This window comes from Croceibacterium aestuarii, from assembly GCF_030657335.1.
Lineage (GTDB): Bacteria > Pseudomonadota > Alphaproteobacteria > Sphingomonadales > Sphingomonadaceae > Croceibacterium_B > Croceibacterium_B aestuarii.
The window spans coordinates 3,131,712-3,147,781 of the sequence record NZ_CP131039.1 but is presented as its reverse complement, the minus strand read 5'-3'; the positions used below and the strand labels follow the sequence as shown (position 1 = coordinate 3,147,781).

Annotated in this window: 10 protein-coding genes; 5 read left to right on the top strand and 5 right to left on the bottom strand. The window is 65.7% G+C overall.

From position 1 onward, the window contains the following. Window positions 1–254: 254 nt before the first annotated feature. The 5 genes from Q7I88_RS15550 (at window position 255) to Q7I88_RS15530 (ending at window position 9,606) form a co-directional block, all read left to right on the top strand. Window positions 255–3,710 carry a TonB-dependent receptor gene (locus Q7I88_RS15550; protein WP_305096814.1) on the top strand — a complete coding sequence of 1,152 codons (3,456 nt, stop codon included), beginning with the start codon at window positions 255–257 and terminating at the stop codon, window positions 3,708–3,710. A gap of 91 nt (window positions 3,711–3,801) precedes the next feature. Continuing rightward, window positions 3,802–5,502 (top strand): bifunctional metallophosphatase/5'-nucleotidase, encoded by a 1,701-nt coding sequence (locus tag Q7I88_RS15545; RefSeq protein ID WP_305096813.1) that lies wholly within the window; start codon window positions 3,802–3,804, stop codon window positions 5,500–5,502. 61 nt (window positions 5,503–5,563) lie between these two features. Next, complete coding sequence (locus tag Q7I88_RS15540; protein ID WP_305098629.1) at window positions 5,564–7,741, top strand: RNA degradosome polyphosphate kinase; 2,178 nt, start codon at window positions 5,564–5,566, stop codon at window positions 7,739–7,741. Beyond that, window positions 7,738–9,267, top strand: coding sequence for a Ppx/GppA family phosphatase (locus Q7I88_RS15535; protein WP_305096812.1), 1,530 nt, complete (start codon window positions 7,738–7,740; stop codon window positions 9,265–9,267). The genes Q7I88_RS15540 and Q7I88_RS15535 overlap by 4 nt, the downstream gene beginning before the upstream one ends. A gap of 75 nt (window positions 9,268–9,342) precedes the next feature. Further along, window positions 9,343–9,606 carry a hypothetical protein gene (locus Q7I88_RS15530; RefSeq protein WP_305096811.1) on the top strand — a complete coding sequence of 88 codons (264 nt, stop codon included), beginning with the start codon at window positions 9,343–9,345 and terminating at the stop codon, window positions 9,604–9,606. Between the two features lie 18 nt (window positions 9,607–9,624). Here Q7I88_RS15530 and virB11 read toward each other — a convergent pair whose 3' ends face one another. From virB11 to Q7I88_RS15505, 5 genes are read right to left on the bottom strand one after another with little or no spacing between them, the layout of a single operon-like run. After that, a complete protein-coding gene (virB11, locus tag Q7I88_RS15525; RefSeq protein ID WP_305096810.1) occupies window positions 9,625–10,620 on the bottom strand; it encodes a P-type DNA transfer ATPase VirB11 in 996 nt (331 codons plus the stop codon). An 8-nt stretch (window positions 10,621–10,628) separates the two neighbouring features. Continuing rightward, entirely contained in the window at window positions 10,629–11,717 is a 1,089-nt protein-coding gene (locus Q7I88_RS15520; protein ID WP_305096809.1) for a TrbI/VirB10 family protein, read from the bottom strand. Further along, window positions 11,714–12,490, bottom strand: coding sequence for a TrbG/VirB9 family P-type conjugative transfer protein (locus tag Q7I88_RS15515; protein WP_305096808.1), 777 nt, complete (start codon window positions 12,488–12,490; stop codon window positions 11,714–11,716). The genes Q7I88_RS15520 and Q7I88_RS15515 overlap by 4 nt, the downstream gene beginning before the upstream one ends. Further along, the gene (locus Q7I88_RS15510; protein WP_305096807.1) at window positions 12,487–13,641 is read right to left on the bottom strand and encodes a TrbL/VirB6 family protein; all 1,155 of its coding nucleotides are present in this window, start codon (window positions 13,639–13,641) and stop codon (window positions 12,487–12,489) included. Before Q7I88_RS15510 ends, Q7I88_RS15515 begins: the two co-directional genes overlap by 4 nt. Then, window positions 13,638–16,061, bottom strand: coding sequence for a VirB4 family type IV secretion/conjugal transfer ATPase (locus tag Q7I88_RS15505; protein WP_305096806.1), 2,424 nt, complete (start codon window positions 16,059–16,061; stop codon window positions 13,638–13,640). The genes Q7I88_RS15510 and Q7I88_RS15505 overlap by 4 nt, the downstream gene beginning before the upstream one ends. Window positions 16,062–16,070: the final 9 nt, after the last annotated feature.

The window sequence follows — 16,070 nt, the reverse complement described above, 5'->3', positions numbered from 1 at the left end:
CGCAGTGCAGCAAAAAGAGTCCCCGGCTGTCGCCGATTTGTAAAACTTTTGTTGAGTTCAACCGAAGCGCGACTGGCAAAAAGTGCGCAGAAATGCATGCTTGAGGACACAATATGACCGTCCCGTGAGCGACGGCGAAACTGTCACTTAACCGTCAAATTGAACGCGTTAAGGAGGGGACCTGACAAGGCACGTCGTTCGCCGCGCTTTGGCTTTTGCTTGGTCCAATTCAGTCGCTCAGGGGCTCCCTAGTCATGAAAATGAAGTATCTTCTCGCCGCCAGTCTGGCGTCGCTTTCTGCCGCCATCGTTCTCCCCCAGGCCGCGCAGGCCCAGCAGATTACCACCGGGATTAGCGGAACCGTCACGGACGAGAACGGCAATCCGATCCAGGGGGCGACGGTGGTCGTGACCGACACCCGCACCGGCACCGCGCGCACCTTGGTCACGGGCGCCGACGGCAATTTCCGCGCCGCCAATCTCGTCTCGGGCGGCCCCTACACGATCAGCGCCAACGCGAGCGGTTATGAAGGCCAGACCGTGGGTGACGTCACGACCACGCTGCAGGGCAATACGACCCTGACCTTCGCCCTGTCCGGCGGCGCCGGCGAGATCGTGGTGACCGGCGCGCGCGTGCAGCTGGCGCAGCTTGCGGTGGGCCCGGGCACCAGCTTTGCCGGAGAGGTTCTCGAGACCGCGCCGAGCTTCAACCGCGATATTCGCGACGTCATCCGCATCGACCCGCGCGTCAGCCTCGACCGCGAGGATACGAGCACAGGCGGGGACGGCCAGGATCACATCTCCTGTCTCGGCGGCAACAACCGCACCAACGCTTTCACCGTCGACGGCATCAGCCAGGGAGACATCTACGGTCTCAACGGCACCGGCTACGCTTCGCGCAGCTCGACGCCCATTCCCTACGACGCGGTCCGCGAAGTGCAGGTGCAGTTCGCGCCCTTCGATGTCGAGTACGACCAATTTACGGGCTGCGCGATCAACGTCATCACCAAGTCGGGCACCAACGATTATCACGGCAGTGCGTTCTTCGAATACGCTGACAACGGCATGCGCGGCGATAGCGTCGACGGCCTGGCGGTTGCGCCGGTGCAGTCCGAAAAGCACTGGGGCGCCTCGCTTGGCGGTCCGGTGATCAAGGACCGGGTCTTCCTCTTCGGCGCCTACTCGCACGAGGAGACCGGATACGGCTTCGACAACGGTCCCGACGGGGCGGGCTATCCCAACACCTCCGGCGGGGTGACGCTCGACCAGTTCAACCAGATCTCGGATATTCTTTCGACCGTGTACGGTATCGACACCGGCCCGCTGGTGACCAACCTGCCGTATACCAGCGACCGCTATTTCGTTCGCAGCGACATCAACATTACCGACGATCACCGGCTCGAGCTGACCTACCAGCACCTCGACGAAAACAGCATCAAGGAAGACGATTATTTCAACAGCGGCAACGGGTCGACCGTCACCGGCCGCAACAATTTCTACAACAGCGGGACCAAGTCGGAATACTTTTCCGGGCGCCTCTATTCGAACTGGACCGAAGACTTCTCGACCGAGATTCGCTACTCGCACTCGAAGGTCCAGGATCTCCAGGATCCCGTGGGCGGGGGTGAAGCGCAGAGCGACAATCCGATCCCGCGCATCATCGTCGGCACCACCACAGCGAGCGGCTATGGCGCCGTCGAGGCCGGCCCCGGTCAGTATCGTTCGGCGAACGATCTGCGGACCTGGGTCGACCAGGGCAGCGTGATCGCGCGGTACAACTTCGGCGACCACAACCTGAAGTTCGGCGCAGATTTCAATCGGGTGAAGATTTTCAACCTGTTCGTTCCCAATGCCACCGGCACGCTGGTCTTCAACTCGATCAGCGATTTGCAGAACGGCATTCTGTCGAACGGCGACGAGACGACCGGCTATGCCTCGAGCATCAACAGCGGGGATTCGGCCGGAGCCTGGGGCAACTTTTCGTCCACCGGCGACGTCAACAGCGCCGCGGCGAGCTTCACGCGCACCGTCTACTCGATCTTTGCGCAGGACGAGTGGCAGATGAGCCCGCAGGTGAGCACGACCCTTGGCGCGCGGGTCAATTGGATCGACGGCGGCCATCCGGAAGCCAACCCGAACTTCATGGCCCGCTACGGCATCAGCAACGAGACCGGCTTCAGTGCACTGCCGCCGATCGTTCTGCCGCGTTTCGCGCTGACCTACGATGCCGACGACTTCAGCATCTTCAGCCGCTCGCAGCTGCGGCTCGGACTCGGCATGTTCACCGGCGGCGATCCGCTGGTGTGGTTCGGCAATGCGTTCCAAAACAACGGCCAGGCCTATGGTCAAGGTGCGACGTCCGACCCGGGCTGTCCGGCCGGCCCGATCAACGTCCTCTCGGGCGGTTCGTTCGGCGGCATACCCGGCTGCATCGTAACCGCAGGCCAAGCGCAGGGCGCTGCGGGTCTTGCCGACACCCAGTCGATCGATCCGGACATCGAATGGGCCAAGGTGCTTCGCGCCAACGTGGGCTTCGAATCCGACCTCGACTTCGCGCCGAGCGGCTTCTTCAGCGGCTGGCACCTCAACCTCGACTACATCTACAGCCACTACATCGACCCGTTCAACGTGGTCGACCTGTCGCAGACCCCCAACATCACCAAGGGCCTCGGCGGCTATACCATCGACGGGCGTCCGATCTACGCCGCCATCGACCCGACCGACCCCGACGCAGCGGGTTGCAACGCAACGCTTGTCAGCACCTACCCGATCAAGTGGGACAACGTGACGGCGGCCTGCTTCAACCGGATCGGCCGCGACGACGAGATCATGCTGACCAATTCCAAGGGCTACAACACCCAGGTCGCCTCGATCTTCCTGTCTAAGCAATTCCAGGGCGGCCTCTTCACCGACGGTGGATCGGTCTTCATGTCGCTGGGCTATGCCTATACCGACGCGCAGGACCGGCGGACGCTGGGCAATTCCACCGCGACCTCCAACTACGACACCGTCGCCGCGTTCGACCGGCAGGATATCGCCGCGGCGCGCTCGGTCTACGCCAGCACGAACAACGTAACGTTCAACGCCAGCTTCGCCGAGGAATTCTTCGACGACCTGAAGACTCGTCTCAACATGACCTTCGTAGCCCGGTCCGGTCGGCCCTACAGCCTGACCTGGGCGGATAGCTATGGCGTGTTCAACGACGGCGCTTCGGGAAGCGGCAACGCGCTGCTCTACATCCCGACCGGGATCAACGATCCGAACCTCTCGCCGAGCTCGGACCCGGCGGCTGTCGCGGCGCTCTATGACTTCACCAGCACCTTCAAGTGCGCCAAGGACTATGCCGGCAAGACGATCGCGCGAAACACCTGCACCAACGACTGGTACTTCGACATGGACCTGTCGTTCTCGCAGGAAATCCCGGGACCGATGAGCCTGTTCGGGGTCAAGCGCGACAAGCTCAAACTGTTCGCCTCGATGGACAACTTCCTGAACCTCCTCGACAGCAGCTGGAACATCCAGCACCGGCGTAGCTACACCGGTTACCAGGACCTCAACATCGAGGCCAAGGGCATCGACAGCGCCGGACGCTACATCGTCGGCTACAACTTTGGGACGACATCGCCGCGCGACACATTCGAGGGCGATCAGTTCATCAACGTCACCTCGTCGGTCTGGCGGCTTAAGGTTGGCGTCAGCTACGACTTCTAATACGCAGCGAATGCTGTGAGTTTTCGAGAGGGGATAGTGGTACCGCAAGGTGCTGCTGTCCCCTTTCTCGCGAGAATTGCGGGAGGGTTGCATGGGTGTATTGTTGTCGGCTCTGCGCAGGGGCGGGCTGCTCGCTGCGGTCCTCGCGCTTGCAGGCTGCGCCACGCTGCCCACGGCCGCTCCGCCCGAGCAAGTCCAGATTCTCGCGTTCAACGATTTCCACGGCAGCCTCGAGGTACCGCCCGGCTCGGAGGAATACCGCACTGCTGCCGGTCAGCTTACGACGGACTCGCTCGGTGGGGCCGCACGCCTGGGCGCCGGACTCCAGGCCCTGCGCTCAGGCCATCCGGCGACGATCACGGTGGCTGCGGGTGACCTGATCGGTGCGAGCCAGTTGTCATCGGCGCTCTATCTCGACGAGCCCTCGATCATGGCGCTCAACCGCATGGGGCTGGCCGTCGCCGCTGTGGGCAACCACGAGTTCGACAAGGGCACGGCCGAGCTCAAGCGTATGCAGCAAGGCGGCTGCAACGGCGGTGCGCCCGTCGGCAGGCTCAAGCCGTGTCAGATCGACAAGCCCTTCGAGGGCGCGCGCTTCACCTATCTTGCCGCCAACGTGCTCGACGATGCCCGCACACCGATCTTCCCGGCCTCGAGCGTCCGCCAGGTCGGCGACGTGAAAATCGGCTTCATCGGCATGACCCTCAAGGGCACGGAGTTGCTCGTATCGCCCGCCGGGACGAAAGGTTATCGCTTCGCCGACGAGGCCGACACGGCCAACGCCGAGGCCGCCCGGCTGCGCGGGCAGGGCGTGGATGCGATAGTCCTGCTGATTCACCAGGGTCTCGACCCTGCCCCGATCTACAACGAAACCGGCTGCCCCGACCTCGACGGTGCGCTTCTGCCGCTGCTCGGTCGGCTCGACCCGCAGATCAGGCTCGTCGTCTCCGGCCACACGCACAAGGCCTATGCTTGTGAAATCCCGGCCAGCGATGGCAGCAAACGGCTCGTCACTTCCGCCGGCAAATACGGCTACTTCGTCACCGACATCGAGCTATCGGTCGATCCCGCCAGCGACACGATCCTCGCGATGAGCGCGCGGAACGTGCCGATAGACGGCGCAGCCGGCGAGCAGGCCGACGTTGCCGCCATCGTCCAGCGTTACGTCGCCAGCAGCGCCTCGGAGGCGGGGCGCGTGGTCGGCACGATCCAAGGCTCGCTGACGCCGCCCCCCGGGGCCTTCTACCGCCCGATCGACTACCTCGTGGCCGATGCCCAGTACGCGGCCGCGAAGGACCCGGCGCAAGGCGGTGCGCAATTCGCGCTGATGAACCGTGGCGGCGTCCGCACGGCCTTCGAACCTGGGCCCGACGGGGCGGTAACCTATGGTCAGATCTTTGCCTTGCAGCCGTTCGGCAACACGCTGGGGGTGCTCGAACTGAGCGGGGCCGACCTGGTCCGTGGGCTCGAGACCGCGCTGGCGCGAAGCGATATCGAGCCGCAGAAGGCCCTGCTGATCCCCTCGGGCAACCTGCACTACGCCTTCGACGTTTCGCGCCCGGCGGGCTCGCGCCTCGTCAGCGCGACACTGGACGGCAGGCCGATCGACCCGGAGGAGAAGTACCGCGTGGCGGCCAACAGTTTCATTTCCGGCGGCGGCGACGGATTCGACTTTCTCGCCCGGGCCAAGCCGGTTGCCGGTGGAGTCAGCGACCTCGATGCGCTTGCCGCCTACCTCGCCGACGGCCCCAACGCACCGCGCGATGCGCGCGTAGAAAACCTCACCCCCTAGCGGGCCTTGTAATCGACTTGTCACATATCTCGGCGAAGCCCAGAACCGTCACGCGATGGAAATGAGCAACCCCAAGGGCCGGGACCAATCCGGCGGAGCAGCCGCTCGCTCCGCCGATCGCTATTTCAATCGCGAATTGAGCTGGCTGGCCTTCAACGAGCGGGTTCTCGCCGAAGCCCGCAATCCCAATTATCCCCTGCTCGAACGGCTCCGCTTCCTGTCGATTTCGGGCAGCAACCTGGACGAGTTCCTGATGATCCGCGTTGCCGGCCTTCTCGGCCAGGTCCAGCGCGGAATCGAGGCGTTCTCGATCGATGGCCAGGCCCCGTCGCAGCAACTCGTCGAGATCCGCCGACGCGTCCGCGATCTCGAGGCCGGCCAGCAGGACATCCTGGCAGACCTGCGCCGGAAGCTCGCCGCGGAAGGAGTCCAGATCACCGACGGCACCGCGCTCAAGGCCGACGCCCGGCGCGATCTACGCAAGTATTTCGAAGACCAGATCAGCCGCGTCCTGACCCCGCAGGCGATCGATCCGGCGCATCCGTTCCCGTTCGTCGCCAACATGGGCATGGGCGTGCTGTTCAAGCTGACGCGCAAGGCGGACAACGCCTCGCTGGTCGAAATGGTGCTGGTCCCGCCGGGGATGCCACGCTTTGTTCGCCTGCCCGGCGAGGAGCAGACATTCATCCCGCTCGAGAGCGTCATCTGCCGCCATGCCCACCTGATGTTTCCCGGCTTCAGGGTCGAAGGCAGCGGCGTGTTCCGGGTGCTGCGCGACAGCGACATCGAGATCGAGGAAGAAGCCGAAGACCTCGTCCGCTACTTCCGCACTGCAATACAGCGCCGTCGGCGCGGCCGAGTGATCCTGCTCGAACTCGATGGCGACTTCGACCGGGTCGCCGAGGCCTTGCTGCGCGAACAACTCGGCCTCGAAGAGGCGCTGATCACCAAGACCGAAGGAATGCTCGGCATTGGCGGCTTGTCGGGAATTGTCGACGCGCTCGAACGGCCCGATCTCAAGTTCGCCCCCTACACGCCGCGCTATCCCGAGCGGGTTCTGGAACACGACGGAGATTGCTTCGCCGCGATCCGGGCCAAAGACATCGTCATCCATCACCCCTACGAGAGTTTCGAGGTGGTCGTCGATTTCCTGCGCCAGGCCGCCGCCGACCCGGCGGTGGTTTCGATCAAGCAGACGCTCTATCGCGCGGGCAACCAATCGCCGGTCATCAATGCGCTGATCGAGGCTGCCGACGCGGGCAAGTCGGTGACTGCCGTCGTCGAGCTTAAGGCCCGCTTCGACGAGGAACAGAACCTGCACTGGGCGGCCCAGCTCGAACGCGCCGGAATCCAGGTGATCTATGGCTTCGTCGACTGGAAGACGCATGCCAAGGTCTCGATGGTCGTTCGGCGCGAGGAAGACATCGGCGATCGCGGCGGCTATCGCACATATTGCCACTTCGGCACCGGCAACTACCACCCGGTGACCACCAAGATTTATACCGATCTCAGCTTCTTCACTGCCGATCCGCGCCTGGGAAGAGATGCCGCGCGCCTGTTCAATTTCGTCACCGGGTATGTCGAGCCGCCGCACACCGAACTGATCGCCATTTCGCCCATCGACCTGCGCGAGCGCCTTTACGAACTGATCGACCGCGAGACCGAGAACGCACTAGGCGGGCGCCCTGCGGCCATCTGGGCCAAGCTCAACGCGATCACCGAAAAAGGGATAATCGACCGGCTCTATCTCGCCAGCCAGGCGGGCGTGCAGATCGATTTGGTGATCCGCGGCAATTGCTGCTTGCGCCCTGGCGTGCCGGGGCTGTCGGACAACATCCGGGTCAAGTCGATCATCGGCCGCTTTCTCGAGCACAGCCGCATCTGGGCCTTCGCCAACGGCTACAACCTGCCGAGCGCACGCGCAAAGTTGTTCATTTCCTCCGCAGACGCGATGTCGCGCAATCTCGACCGGCGGGTCGAGGCTCTGGTCCCGCTGCGCAACCGCACGGTGCACGATCAGGTGCTCAACCAGGTCCTGCTCGCCAACCTGCTCGACAACGAGCAAAGCTGGCGGCTGCTGCCCGACGGGAGCTATTGCCGCATTCAGCCCGCAGCGGGAGAACCGGGCTTCAACCTTCATGCCTATTTCATGAACAATCCCAGCCTGTCCGGCCGCGGCACCGCGCTCGATGACGCCAGCGTTCCGACACTGACCCTCAAGCGGGGGCGCGCGCTGTGAGCTCCCCGTGGCCTTCGGGTTCGCTCGACGCCGACGGAGCCCGCCCTGACCGGGCGGTCATCGATATCGGTTCCAACACTGTACGTCTGGTCATCTATTGCGGCCCGCCGCGGGCCCCGAACACGTTCCTCAACGAGAAAGTCGTGGCCAAGCTGGGACGCGACATCGGCGAGAGCGGGCTGATTCCGGACAAGGCGGCCGAGCTCGCGCTCGCCGGGCTGCGGCGCTTTCGTGCGCTGGTCACAGATCTCGGCGTGCAGCAAGTCGACGTAGTCGCTACCGCCGCGGTGCGCGATGCCAAAAACGGCGAAAGGTTCCTCGAGAATGTGCGCAAGCTCGGGCTCGATGTCAGGCTGCTGAGCGGCGACGAAGAGGCGCGCGCCTCCGCCACCGGTGTCATTGCCGCTTTTCCCCATGCGCACGGCGTCGTCGCCGACCTCGGTGGCGGCAGCCTCGAACTCATTTCGGTCGAAAACGGCCAGGATCATGACGGCCAGAGCCTGTCGATCGGCACCCTGCGCCTCGGATCGCTCCGCAAGAAGGGTTCGGCATCGTTCAAGCGCACGGTCCACCGGGCATTTGCCAAAGCCGGCTGGGCAGCGGCGCATCCGGGTCCGCTATACATGGTTGGCGGAACCTGGCGCGCTTTCGCCAAGTACGCGATGCTCAAGAGCGGGCACCCGCTGACCGATCCGCATGGCCTGCAGCTTCCGGTCGAGGAAGCCGACCGCATCGCCAAGAGGCTGGTTCGCACAGATCCAGAAAGTCTGCGCGAGGTAAGCGGAATTTCGAGCCTGCGCGCAGTGGCCTTGCCCGACGCCGCCGCGCTGATGCGCGTGATGTTGGTGGAACTGGCACCCACCGAACTCGTGTTCTCCTCCTGGGGCCTGCGCGAAGGAATTCTCTACCAGCGCCTCCCCGCGCTGGCTCGGCGGCAGGACCCGCTGCTGGCAGGAGTGGCCCACTTCACCGCGCCGCACGGCGCCTCGATCTCGCGCGCGGCAATGATTGCCGGGTGGACCGCGCCGGTAGCCAATGGCGACGGCGCAAAGAGCGAGCGGTTGCGGCTGGCAGCGACCCTGCTCGCGCAGGCTGCCGCAAGGCTGGAACCTAACATCCGCCTTCGCCATGCACTCGACTGGGCATTGGAGAAGCGCTGGATTGGTATCGACATGCCGGGCCGCGCACGGTTGGCGGCGGCGCTCGTCGGTGCCTGCGACAAGCCGGCGCTGCCGTCGGAGCTGCTCGCGCTGGCGGACGAAAGGCTCCTGCATGAAGCGCTCGGCTGGGGCCTTGCGATCAGGCTCTGTCGACGTCTCGGTGGAGGTTCGCGCATATCTCTGGCGAGCAGTTCGCTGTCGGTCGAAAGCGAGACGCTGGTGCTCGATCTCGACGCTGCCGGGGTCGAATTGCTCGGCGAAGCGGTTCGTGTCGATCTCGAAACACTCGCCGGGTGGCTCGGCATGAGCGCAGAAATCCGGGTCGACAAGCGCTTGCCGATGAGGGCGAATTTGACACTGATGTGACGAGTGGCGCATTGCCTTTACCGTCCGACCGGCCTCGGGCGATACCGCGCGCCAGATTGGCGGCAGGGATTGATAATGGCGGAACCCGACGGGCAAATTGAAACGGACGCCGCGGCTGCGGTCGGAGCGCGACCGGACACTTCGACGATGACCGAAGTCCAGCTTGCACAAGCCGTGCTCGATCGCTCGATCCGCCCGCGGGTGGGAGAAGTCGTGCGTCTGGCCGAAGCCGTGTTAGCCAAGGCCAAGAAGAAGTCGGCGAAAAAAGGCAAGACGGCGCGCAGCGGCAAGCTCGCCAAGATCCCGGGACAGGCCAAGAAGAAGAAAAAGAAGGGCTGAGCGTCCTTTAGCGGGTCATCAGCCGAGCAACTCGGCGGTGCGGGCAATCGCGGTGATCGTTCGGCGACCTTCGCTGCGCCCGAGCTGCACGATTACGTCGATCACCGAAGAGGCGTATTCGATCGTGTCCGCGCGGCTCAGGCCGATGCCGGTCTGCATGACCATGAGCGAGAGCTGCTCGAGCGCGCCGCGCAAACTGTTCGCGTGTATGGTCGAGAAGCTGCCGGGGTGGCCGGTGTTGATCGCTCGCAGGAAGCTGACGCTTTCGGCGCCGCGCAATTCGCCCAGAACGATGCGATCGGGCCGCAGCCTCAGCGCGGCCTGAAGCAATTCGTTGGCCGTAATCTTGGCTTCGCCGAGCTCGCCCTTGACTGCGACGAGACCGACGCCGTTGGCGCCGGGGAGTCGCAACTCGGGGGTGTCTTCGACCAGCACGACGCGCTCGCCGGCCGGAATTTCGCCCAGCATCGCGTTCAGGAACGTGGTTTTGCCGGTGCTCGTGCCGCCGGAAATCAGGATCGTCTTGCGTGCCGCGATCGCGCCCCGCAGGAAGGCAACAGGGTGGGCGGCAGGATCGGGCAGCTCGGGTTCGACGTAGGGCGCCAGCGGACCGGTGTCGTAAGCATCGAGCGGCAGATCCAGACGGCGGTGCCGGCGGATAGCCATGGACCAGTGCCGCCGGGTGGCCGGGGGGCCGCAGAACTGAATGCGGGCGCCATCGGGCAGCGTCGCGCCGAGCAGGGGATGCTCGCGGTTGATGCCCTGGTGGCTGACGCGCGCAACCTGCTCGGCCAGACGCTGGATCAGCTTGTCGTCGATTGCCGGCGCCTCGATGCGCTGCATCCCCGGGGCATTGCTGTCCTCGATCCAGACTTCGGCCGGGCGATTGACCAGGATTTCCGTCACGCTATCGCGGCCGAGCCATTGGCGGAACGGCGCCAGATAGGCGTCGAGATAGGCGCTGCCGGCCATCGCGCCTTCGGTCGTTTCCAGTCGGTGGACTTCTGCTGTCATGACCCGCCTCAGATGCGCGGCACGCGGCTGAAATCGAGGTCGCGTGCGGTGAACACGCGGATCGGCTCGCCCTGTCGCACTCGCACCGTAGGGGCGATCTGGCCGTCCTGCTGCAGCGCCGTACTCGCCGCGTTGCTTCCGCCGCCAAGCACCACCGACGCCCCGCCGGTGGCGAGCCCGCCAATCACCGAAAGCAGAATCGAGGAGCCGAACCGCTTGAAGAAGTGGCTGTTGACCTTGCCTTCGAGGCCGGTCGAACCGTCGAACCCGGTGGCCGGTGAGGCGAGGTTGACCGAGACGCCGTCGGGCCGGATCAGCCGCGTCCAGATGACGTAGGCACGCTTCTGGCCGCCCTGCAGGCCCGACTGGTATTGTCCGATCAAGCGGCTCGAGCGCGGCACAAGGACGCGGCTGCCGTCGAAACTGCGCACGTCCTGGCTGACCACAGCGCGGGCGAAGCCAGGTACGTCGGTGTTGATCGCGGTTTCGAGAATCGCCGGGATCATCGTTCCCTGCGTTACGGTGGTCTTGGGATCGACATCGCTGCGTGCTTGGGCCGGCGCTCCGCCGACGCCGCCGATCTTGCTCGCGAAATCGTTGGCAGCGTTGCCGGTGGCAGGACCGCCCTCGGCGCCGGGGGCAGGTGGCGGCAGGGAGCTTGCATCGAACACGACCGTGGGCGTGTTGTAGGGATTGGCCGCCGGGCCGACTGCGGTCGCGGGCGGGTTCGCCAGTACCGGCGCCGGGGCCGGATCGGCCAGCTGAGCAGGGGCGGGGGCGGGCACGACGTCCGTTGCCGGCTGTTGGGGAGCGGCAGCGGGCAGCACGGCGGGGGAGGCCTGGCGTGCGGGTTGCGGCCGCTGGTCTTCGATCCGGGCCGAGTTCATGCCCCACAGAGTCGCCATGCCGAGCACAGCGACGATCGCCACGCCGGCCACCATGCCCATGGCATCGGATTTGCCCTTGCGCTGGGTGACGGTAGGATAGGCCGTTCGGCTGGCAAGGTCGATGACCTCGGCGCTCTCGCCCTCGCGCGGGTCGCGGTCGTTCTCGGCCTTGAGGGCGGATCTGTCCGCCAGTCGCATCGCCAATTTCATTGCTTGACCTCATCGAGCCGGGCCAGCGCCGGGGAAGGCCGGGCTGGGCCATTGTTCTGCAGTATCGCCATGTCCTTGCCCGAGCGCAGAATCAGCTCCTCGGGCACGCCTTCGATGACGATGACGTCGCCGCGAACGGCATAGTTGACCGGGCCTTCGGTGCCGGCCTTGTCCTTGATCAGGATCGCCGGGACGGGATCGCCGGCGGGCCAGGCAAGAAACGTCGCGGAGCCGTCGTCATAAATGCGCGCCGGCAGCAGGTTTCTGTCACCGCTCTTGTTCCAGGCGAAGTTGAGTTCGGCGGGGTCGACGATCGATTGCGGCTCGTGGGCGGCAGCCAGTTCGACCGCGTTGGGTCCTTCGGCCGGGGCAAGGCGTTTGGGTGCGGGGGCGACCGTTTGCGGATAGGTGAACGAAAGGACGTAAAGGGGGCTTTCGTTCCTGGGGTTCGCCACCAGGTCGAACAGGTAGGTGTGTTCGTTGGTGATGACGGTCATGTTGGTCGCGGCGCGGTCGGCGAGCGGTTTGACGAACAGCAGATTGGCGCGCTTGTTCGGGGTGACCTGCCAGGCCTGCGAATCGCCGACGGCGACGTTTTCGATCAGTTCGTCGTCGCCGAACTTGATGGTCGTCTGAACGTTGGCCTTGCCCTCGACCCGAACGACCTGGGTCTCGTCGAAGAGCCGACTGACGAGACGCGGGTCCTCGGCATGCAGCGGCGCGGCCAGCCCGACGAGGGCAACGGCGGCGATAGCGGGCAACAGGCGGCTCATTTCATTTTCTCCGTCTTGCGCGCGGGCGGGCTGCGAAAGCGGCTTCCGACACCGGCCACGCGCGAAATCGAACTGGTGCCCGCGGGTTGCCCGGTGGCGGCGGAAATGCCGACCTCACGGCGGTTGCCGACTGCGCCGGCATCGTTGGCGGCGAGCGGCGCCGGGGCCGCGAGGCGAATCTCGCGCGAAGGCGAAGCGCCGCGCGCCTGATCCACCGCGAACCCGGTCGGCTGAGGAGCATACGCGGGCATCGCGCGGTCCACCGCACCGGTCGACGAAGTGCTTTCTTGGCGAGTGCTTCCGGCCATGCCGAAGACGTTCCAGCCGGCGACCATCGTCCCGGCAACCTTGAGCGTCATGACCATCAGCGCGGTGTGGACCGCGGCGATCATGAAAAAGGCCATGGCCGCCTGGGCGTCGATCTGCCCGGGCGTCGCGACAAGCGCCGAGAGGACCGGGACCGAGAGTTCGAGCATCAGCGATCCGCCGAGGACCGCGAACAGCGGGGCAAGCGCCAGCATCACCACCCCCTTGAGCCAGCCGACGAACAGGCCGCGGGTGCCGGGAAAGAGTGCGAAGACCACGAAGACGGGCCCGATGGCGAGGAGGATGGCGAGAGCGATGCGGGTCGTTGCCAGCAGCCCCACCGTGGCGAGCAGGAACAGGGTGCCGCCGAGCCACAGCAGTCCAGGCGGCGAGAAGGCCGAATCCGGCGAACCTTCACCCGAAGCTTCGATCAGGGCTTGGAACACCACGTCGATGTTCTGCGCGAAGACCATCGTCGCATTGCCCGGCGTGCCGGTGAGAAGCGCGGCGATCTCGTTCGGAGCGCCGGTGGCGAGGTTCCAGACGACGCTCTGGTAAGCGATCCAGCTGGTCGCAAAGGTCAGGACGAGACCCAGCGTGACGATACGCGGGGTGAGCGAGGACACGCCGACGCGGCTGCGGCCGGTGATCAGTGCAAAGGCGAACAGCGCGACGTAGAGCGTCAGCAGGATGGTCAGCGCCGGGACCAGCGATCCGCCAGTGCCGAACAGGCGCGAAAAGGCCGCTTGCGCCATGCCGCTGGCGGCGCAGTCCACGCCCTGCAGGCTGGCGGCGATGCCGCTGCCGACCTGCTCGACCGCTTGCTGGCAAGCTGCGGCGCTCATTCGGCGGCCGCCATCGAGAATTCGTCTTCGTCTTCCTGCGGCTCGCCGGGCCAGGCGCGGCCGGTGAGTGGGGGATACCAGGCCGCGGGCTCGTCGCCGACCGCTTCGCGCAGCAGATCGAGACGGCGCACGGTCGATTCGCGGCCGGAAAGGATAGTCAGGACTTCGGGTGCCCCCGACAGATCGAGCCTGACGACTACCGAGGCGTCGGGCTGGCGCACGAGGAAGGCCCGGCTGTGCGCCGGCAGGCTGCGGATCAGCGCCAGTTCGTGTTCGGTGAGACCAAAGCCGTCGCAATAGTCCTCTGCGCGGGCCTTGGCGTTGGGCATGAAGATCATCGTCGCGGTCTGCTCGACCAGCGCGGTGGCGATGCGGCTGTCGAGCGCGTCGCGCGCGGACTGGGTGGCGAAGCCGACCAGCGCGTTGCGCTTGCGCAAGGTCTTGAGCCAGTCGCGAATGCGCGCGGCGAAGACCTCGTCGTCGAGCGCCTTCCAGCCCTCGTCGACCAGGATCATCGTCGGCTCGCCGTCGAGCCGCTCCTCGATCCGGTGGAACAGGTACATCATCACCGGGGTACGCAGGCGCGGACTGTCGAGGAGCGCGGTCATGTCGAACCCCAGCACCCGTGCCGAGAGGTCGAGTCGGTCGGCCACGTTGTCGAACAGCCAGGCGTGCTCGCCGTTTTCGATCCAGGGACCGAGGCGGTCGGCGAGATCGCCGGCCTGGGGGCGGCGCGAGCCGGACAGCAGCTCGCGGAAATGGCGCAGACGGCGCAGCCCGGCATCGTTGGCATAGGCGGCATCGACCGCAGCAGCGATTGTCGAGAACTCTTCCGGCCCCTCGGCCTTGAGGAGTACCGCGAACCAGTCGCGCAGGAAGGCGCGGTTGGTGGCGTTGTCGGGCAGCGCGAGCGGGTTGAAGCCGGCAGGTTCGCCGGCGTGGATCCGGTCGTAGCGCCCGCCGATGCCCCGAACGAACAGTTCGGCGCCGCGATCCTTGTCGAAAAGGATCGTACGAGGGCTGAATTTCTGCGCCTGCGCGGCGAGGAAATTCATCACCACGGTCTTGCCCGAGCCCGATGGACCGATGACCGAAAAGTTGCCCAGGTCGCCGTGATGAAAATTGAAAAAGAAGGGCGTGGCGCTGGTGGTTTCGAGCAGCGTCACCGCATCGCCCCAGTGATTGCCCTCGGCCCTGCCGAGCGCGAAACCGTGGAGCGATCCGAAGCTTGCCATGTTGGCGCTCGAAATCATCGCCCGGCGCACGAGGTATTGCTCATTGCCGGGAAACTGGCCCCAGAACGCCGGTTCGAAGTTGGTGTCCTCGCGCACGGCAATGGCGCCGGTGTCGGCCAGCGCGGCAGAGCAGGCGGCGGCGGCGTCGTCGAGCCGGTCGAGGCTGCGCTCGCGCACGAGCACGGTCAGGTGATGGTCGCCGAAAACAACCGAGCCGGAACCCAGTGCGTCACGAGCCGAGGCCATGTCGCCGCGTTCGGCGACCGCTTCCTCGTCGGCCGAGCGCAGGCGGCGCAGCGAAAGGTCGATGCGTTCGCGAGCGACCTGGCGGTCGTACGGGGCAAAGCTTTCGGAGACGACCATTTCGCACGGCAGCCGCAGCAGCGCGTCGAGCAGGCCCGGGCTGGTTGCCTCGGGATAGTCCTTGAGGCTGAGGATGGCGGCGAAATCCGACCCGCCCGAGCCGCGCAGCTCCATCGCGTCGAGACCGAAGCTGGCGCGGCGATACGGCAGCATCTGGCCGATGTCGGTCTCGTCCGACGGGCGCCGCACCGGGCGCATCTCGCCGTTGTAGAGCGCGCTCAGCAGCTCGAGGACTTCGTTGTTGGTCGCGCCGCTCGGCCCCGTGTAGTCGCCCAGCACCTGCGCGCCGTAATCGCCGAGCGAGGCGGTCAGCGCCTGGGCCGCGGCCTTGAGCGAGCGCAGTTCGCGCGGATCGGCCTCGAGTTCCTCGCGCCCCTTGCGGCGCCACATGCGCGCGGCCTTTTCGGCCAACCCCGCCTTGCCGCGCGCCGGACGGCGTACGAGGGTCAGGAACTGGTCGTTAACGAACAGCGAGCCGGAGTCGAGCTTGTCGCGCCAGCGCTGGTCGATATGCGCCGATAGCGGATCGTCGAAGCTGGCTTCGAGCGAGACGCTCACCCGGCGGCGGACGACGTGGTGATAGAGCACGAAGCGCGCATCGAGGGTCGAGCGCAGCATGACCTCGCGCGTGGCGGCATGGGCGTTGAGCGCCATCGTGTCTTCGGTTTCGAACAGCAGCCCGGGAACCTGCAGCGCGGTCATCAGCGAACCATCGCGCAGCAGCACGGTGTTGGCATCGACCAGGCGCAGGTACGGAAGGCGGTCGCCAGCGCGGGCTTCCTTCTTGCTCCAGGCGGCGGCTCCGAGCCACGGTTTGCTCATTTCACGGTC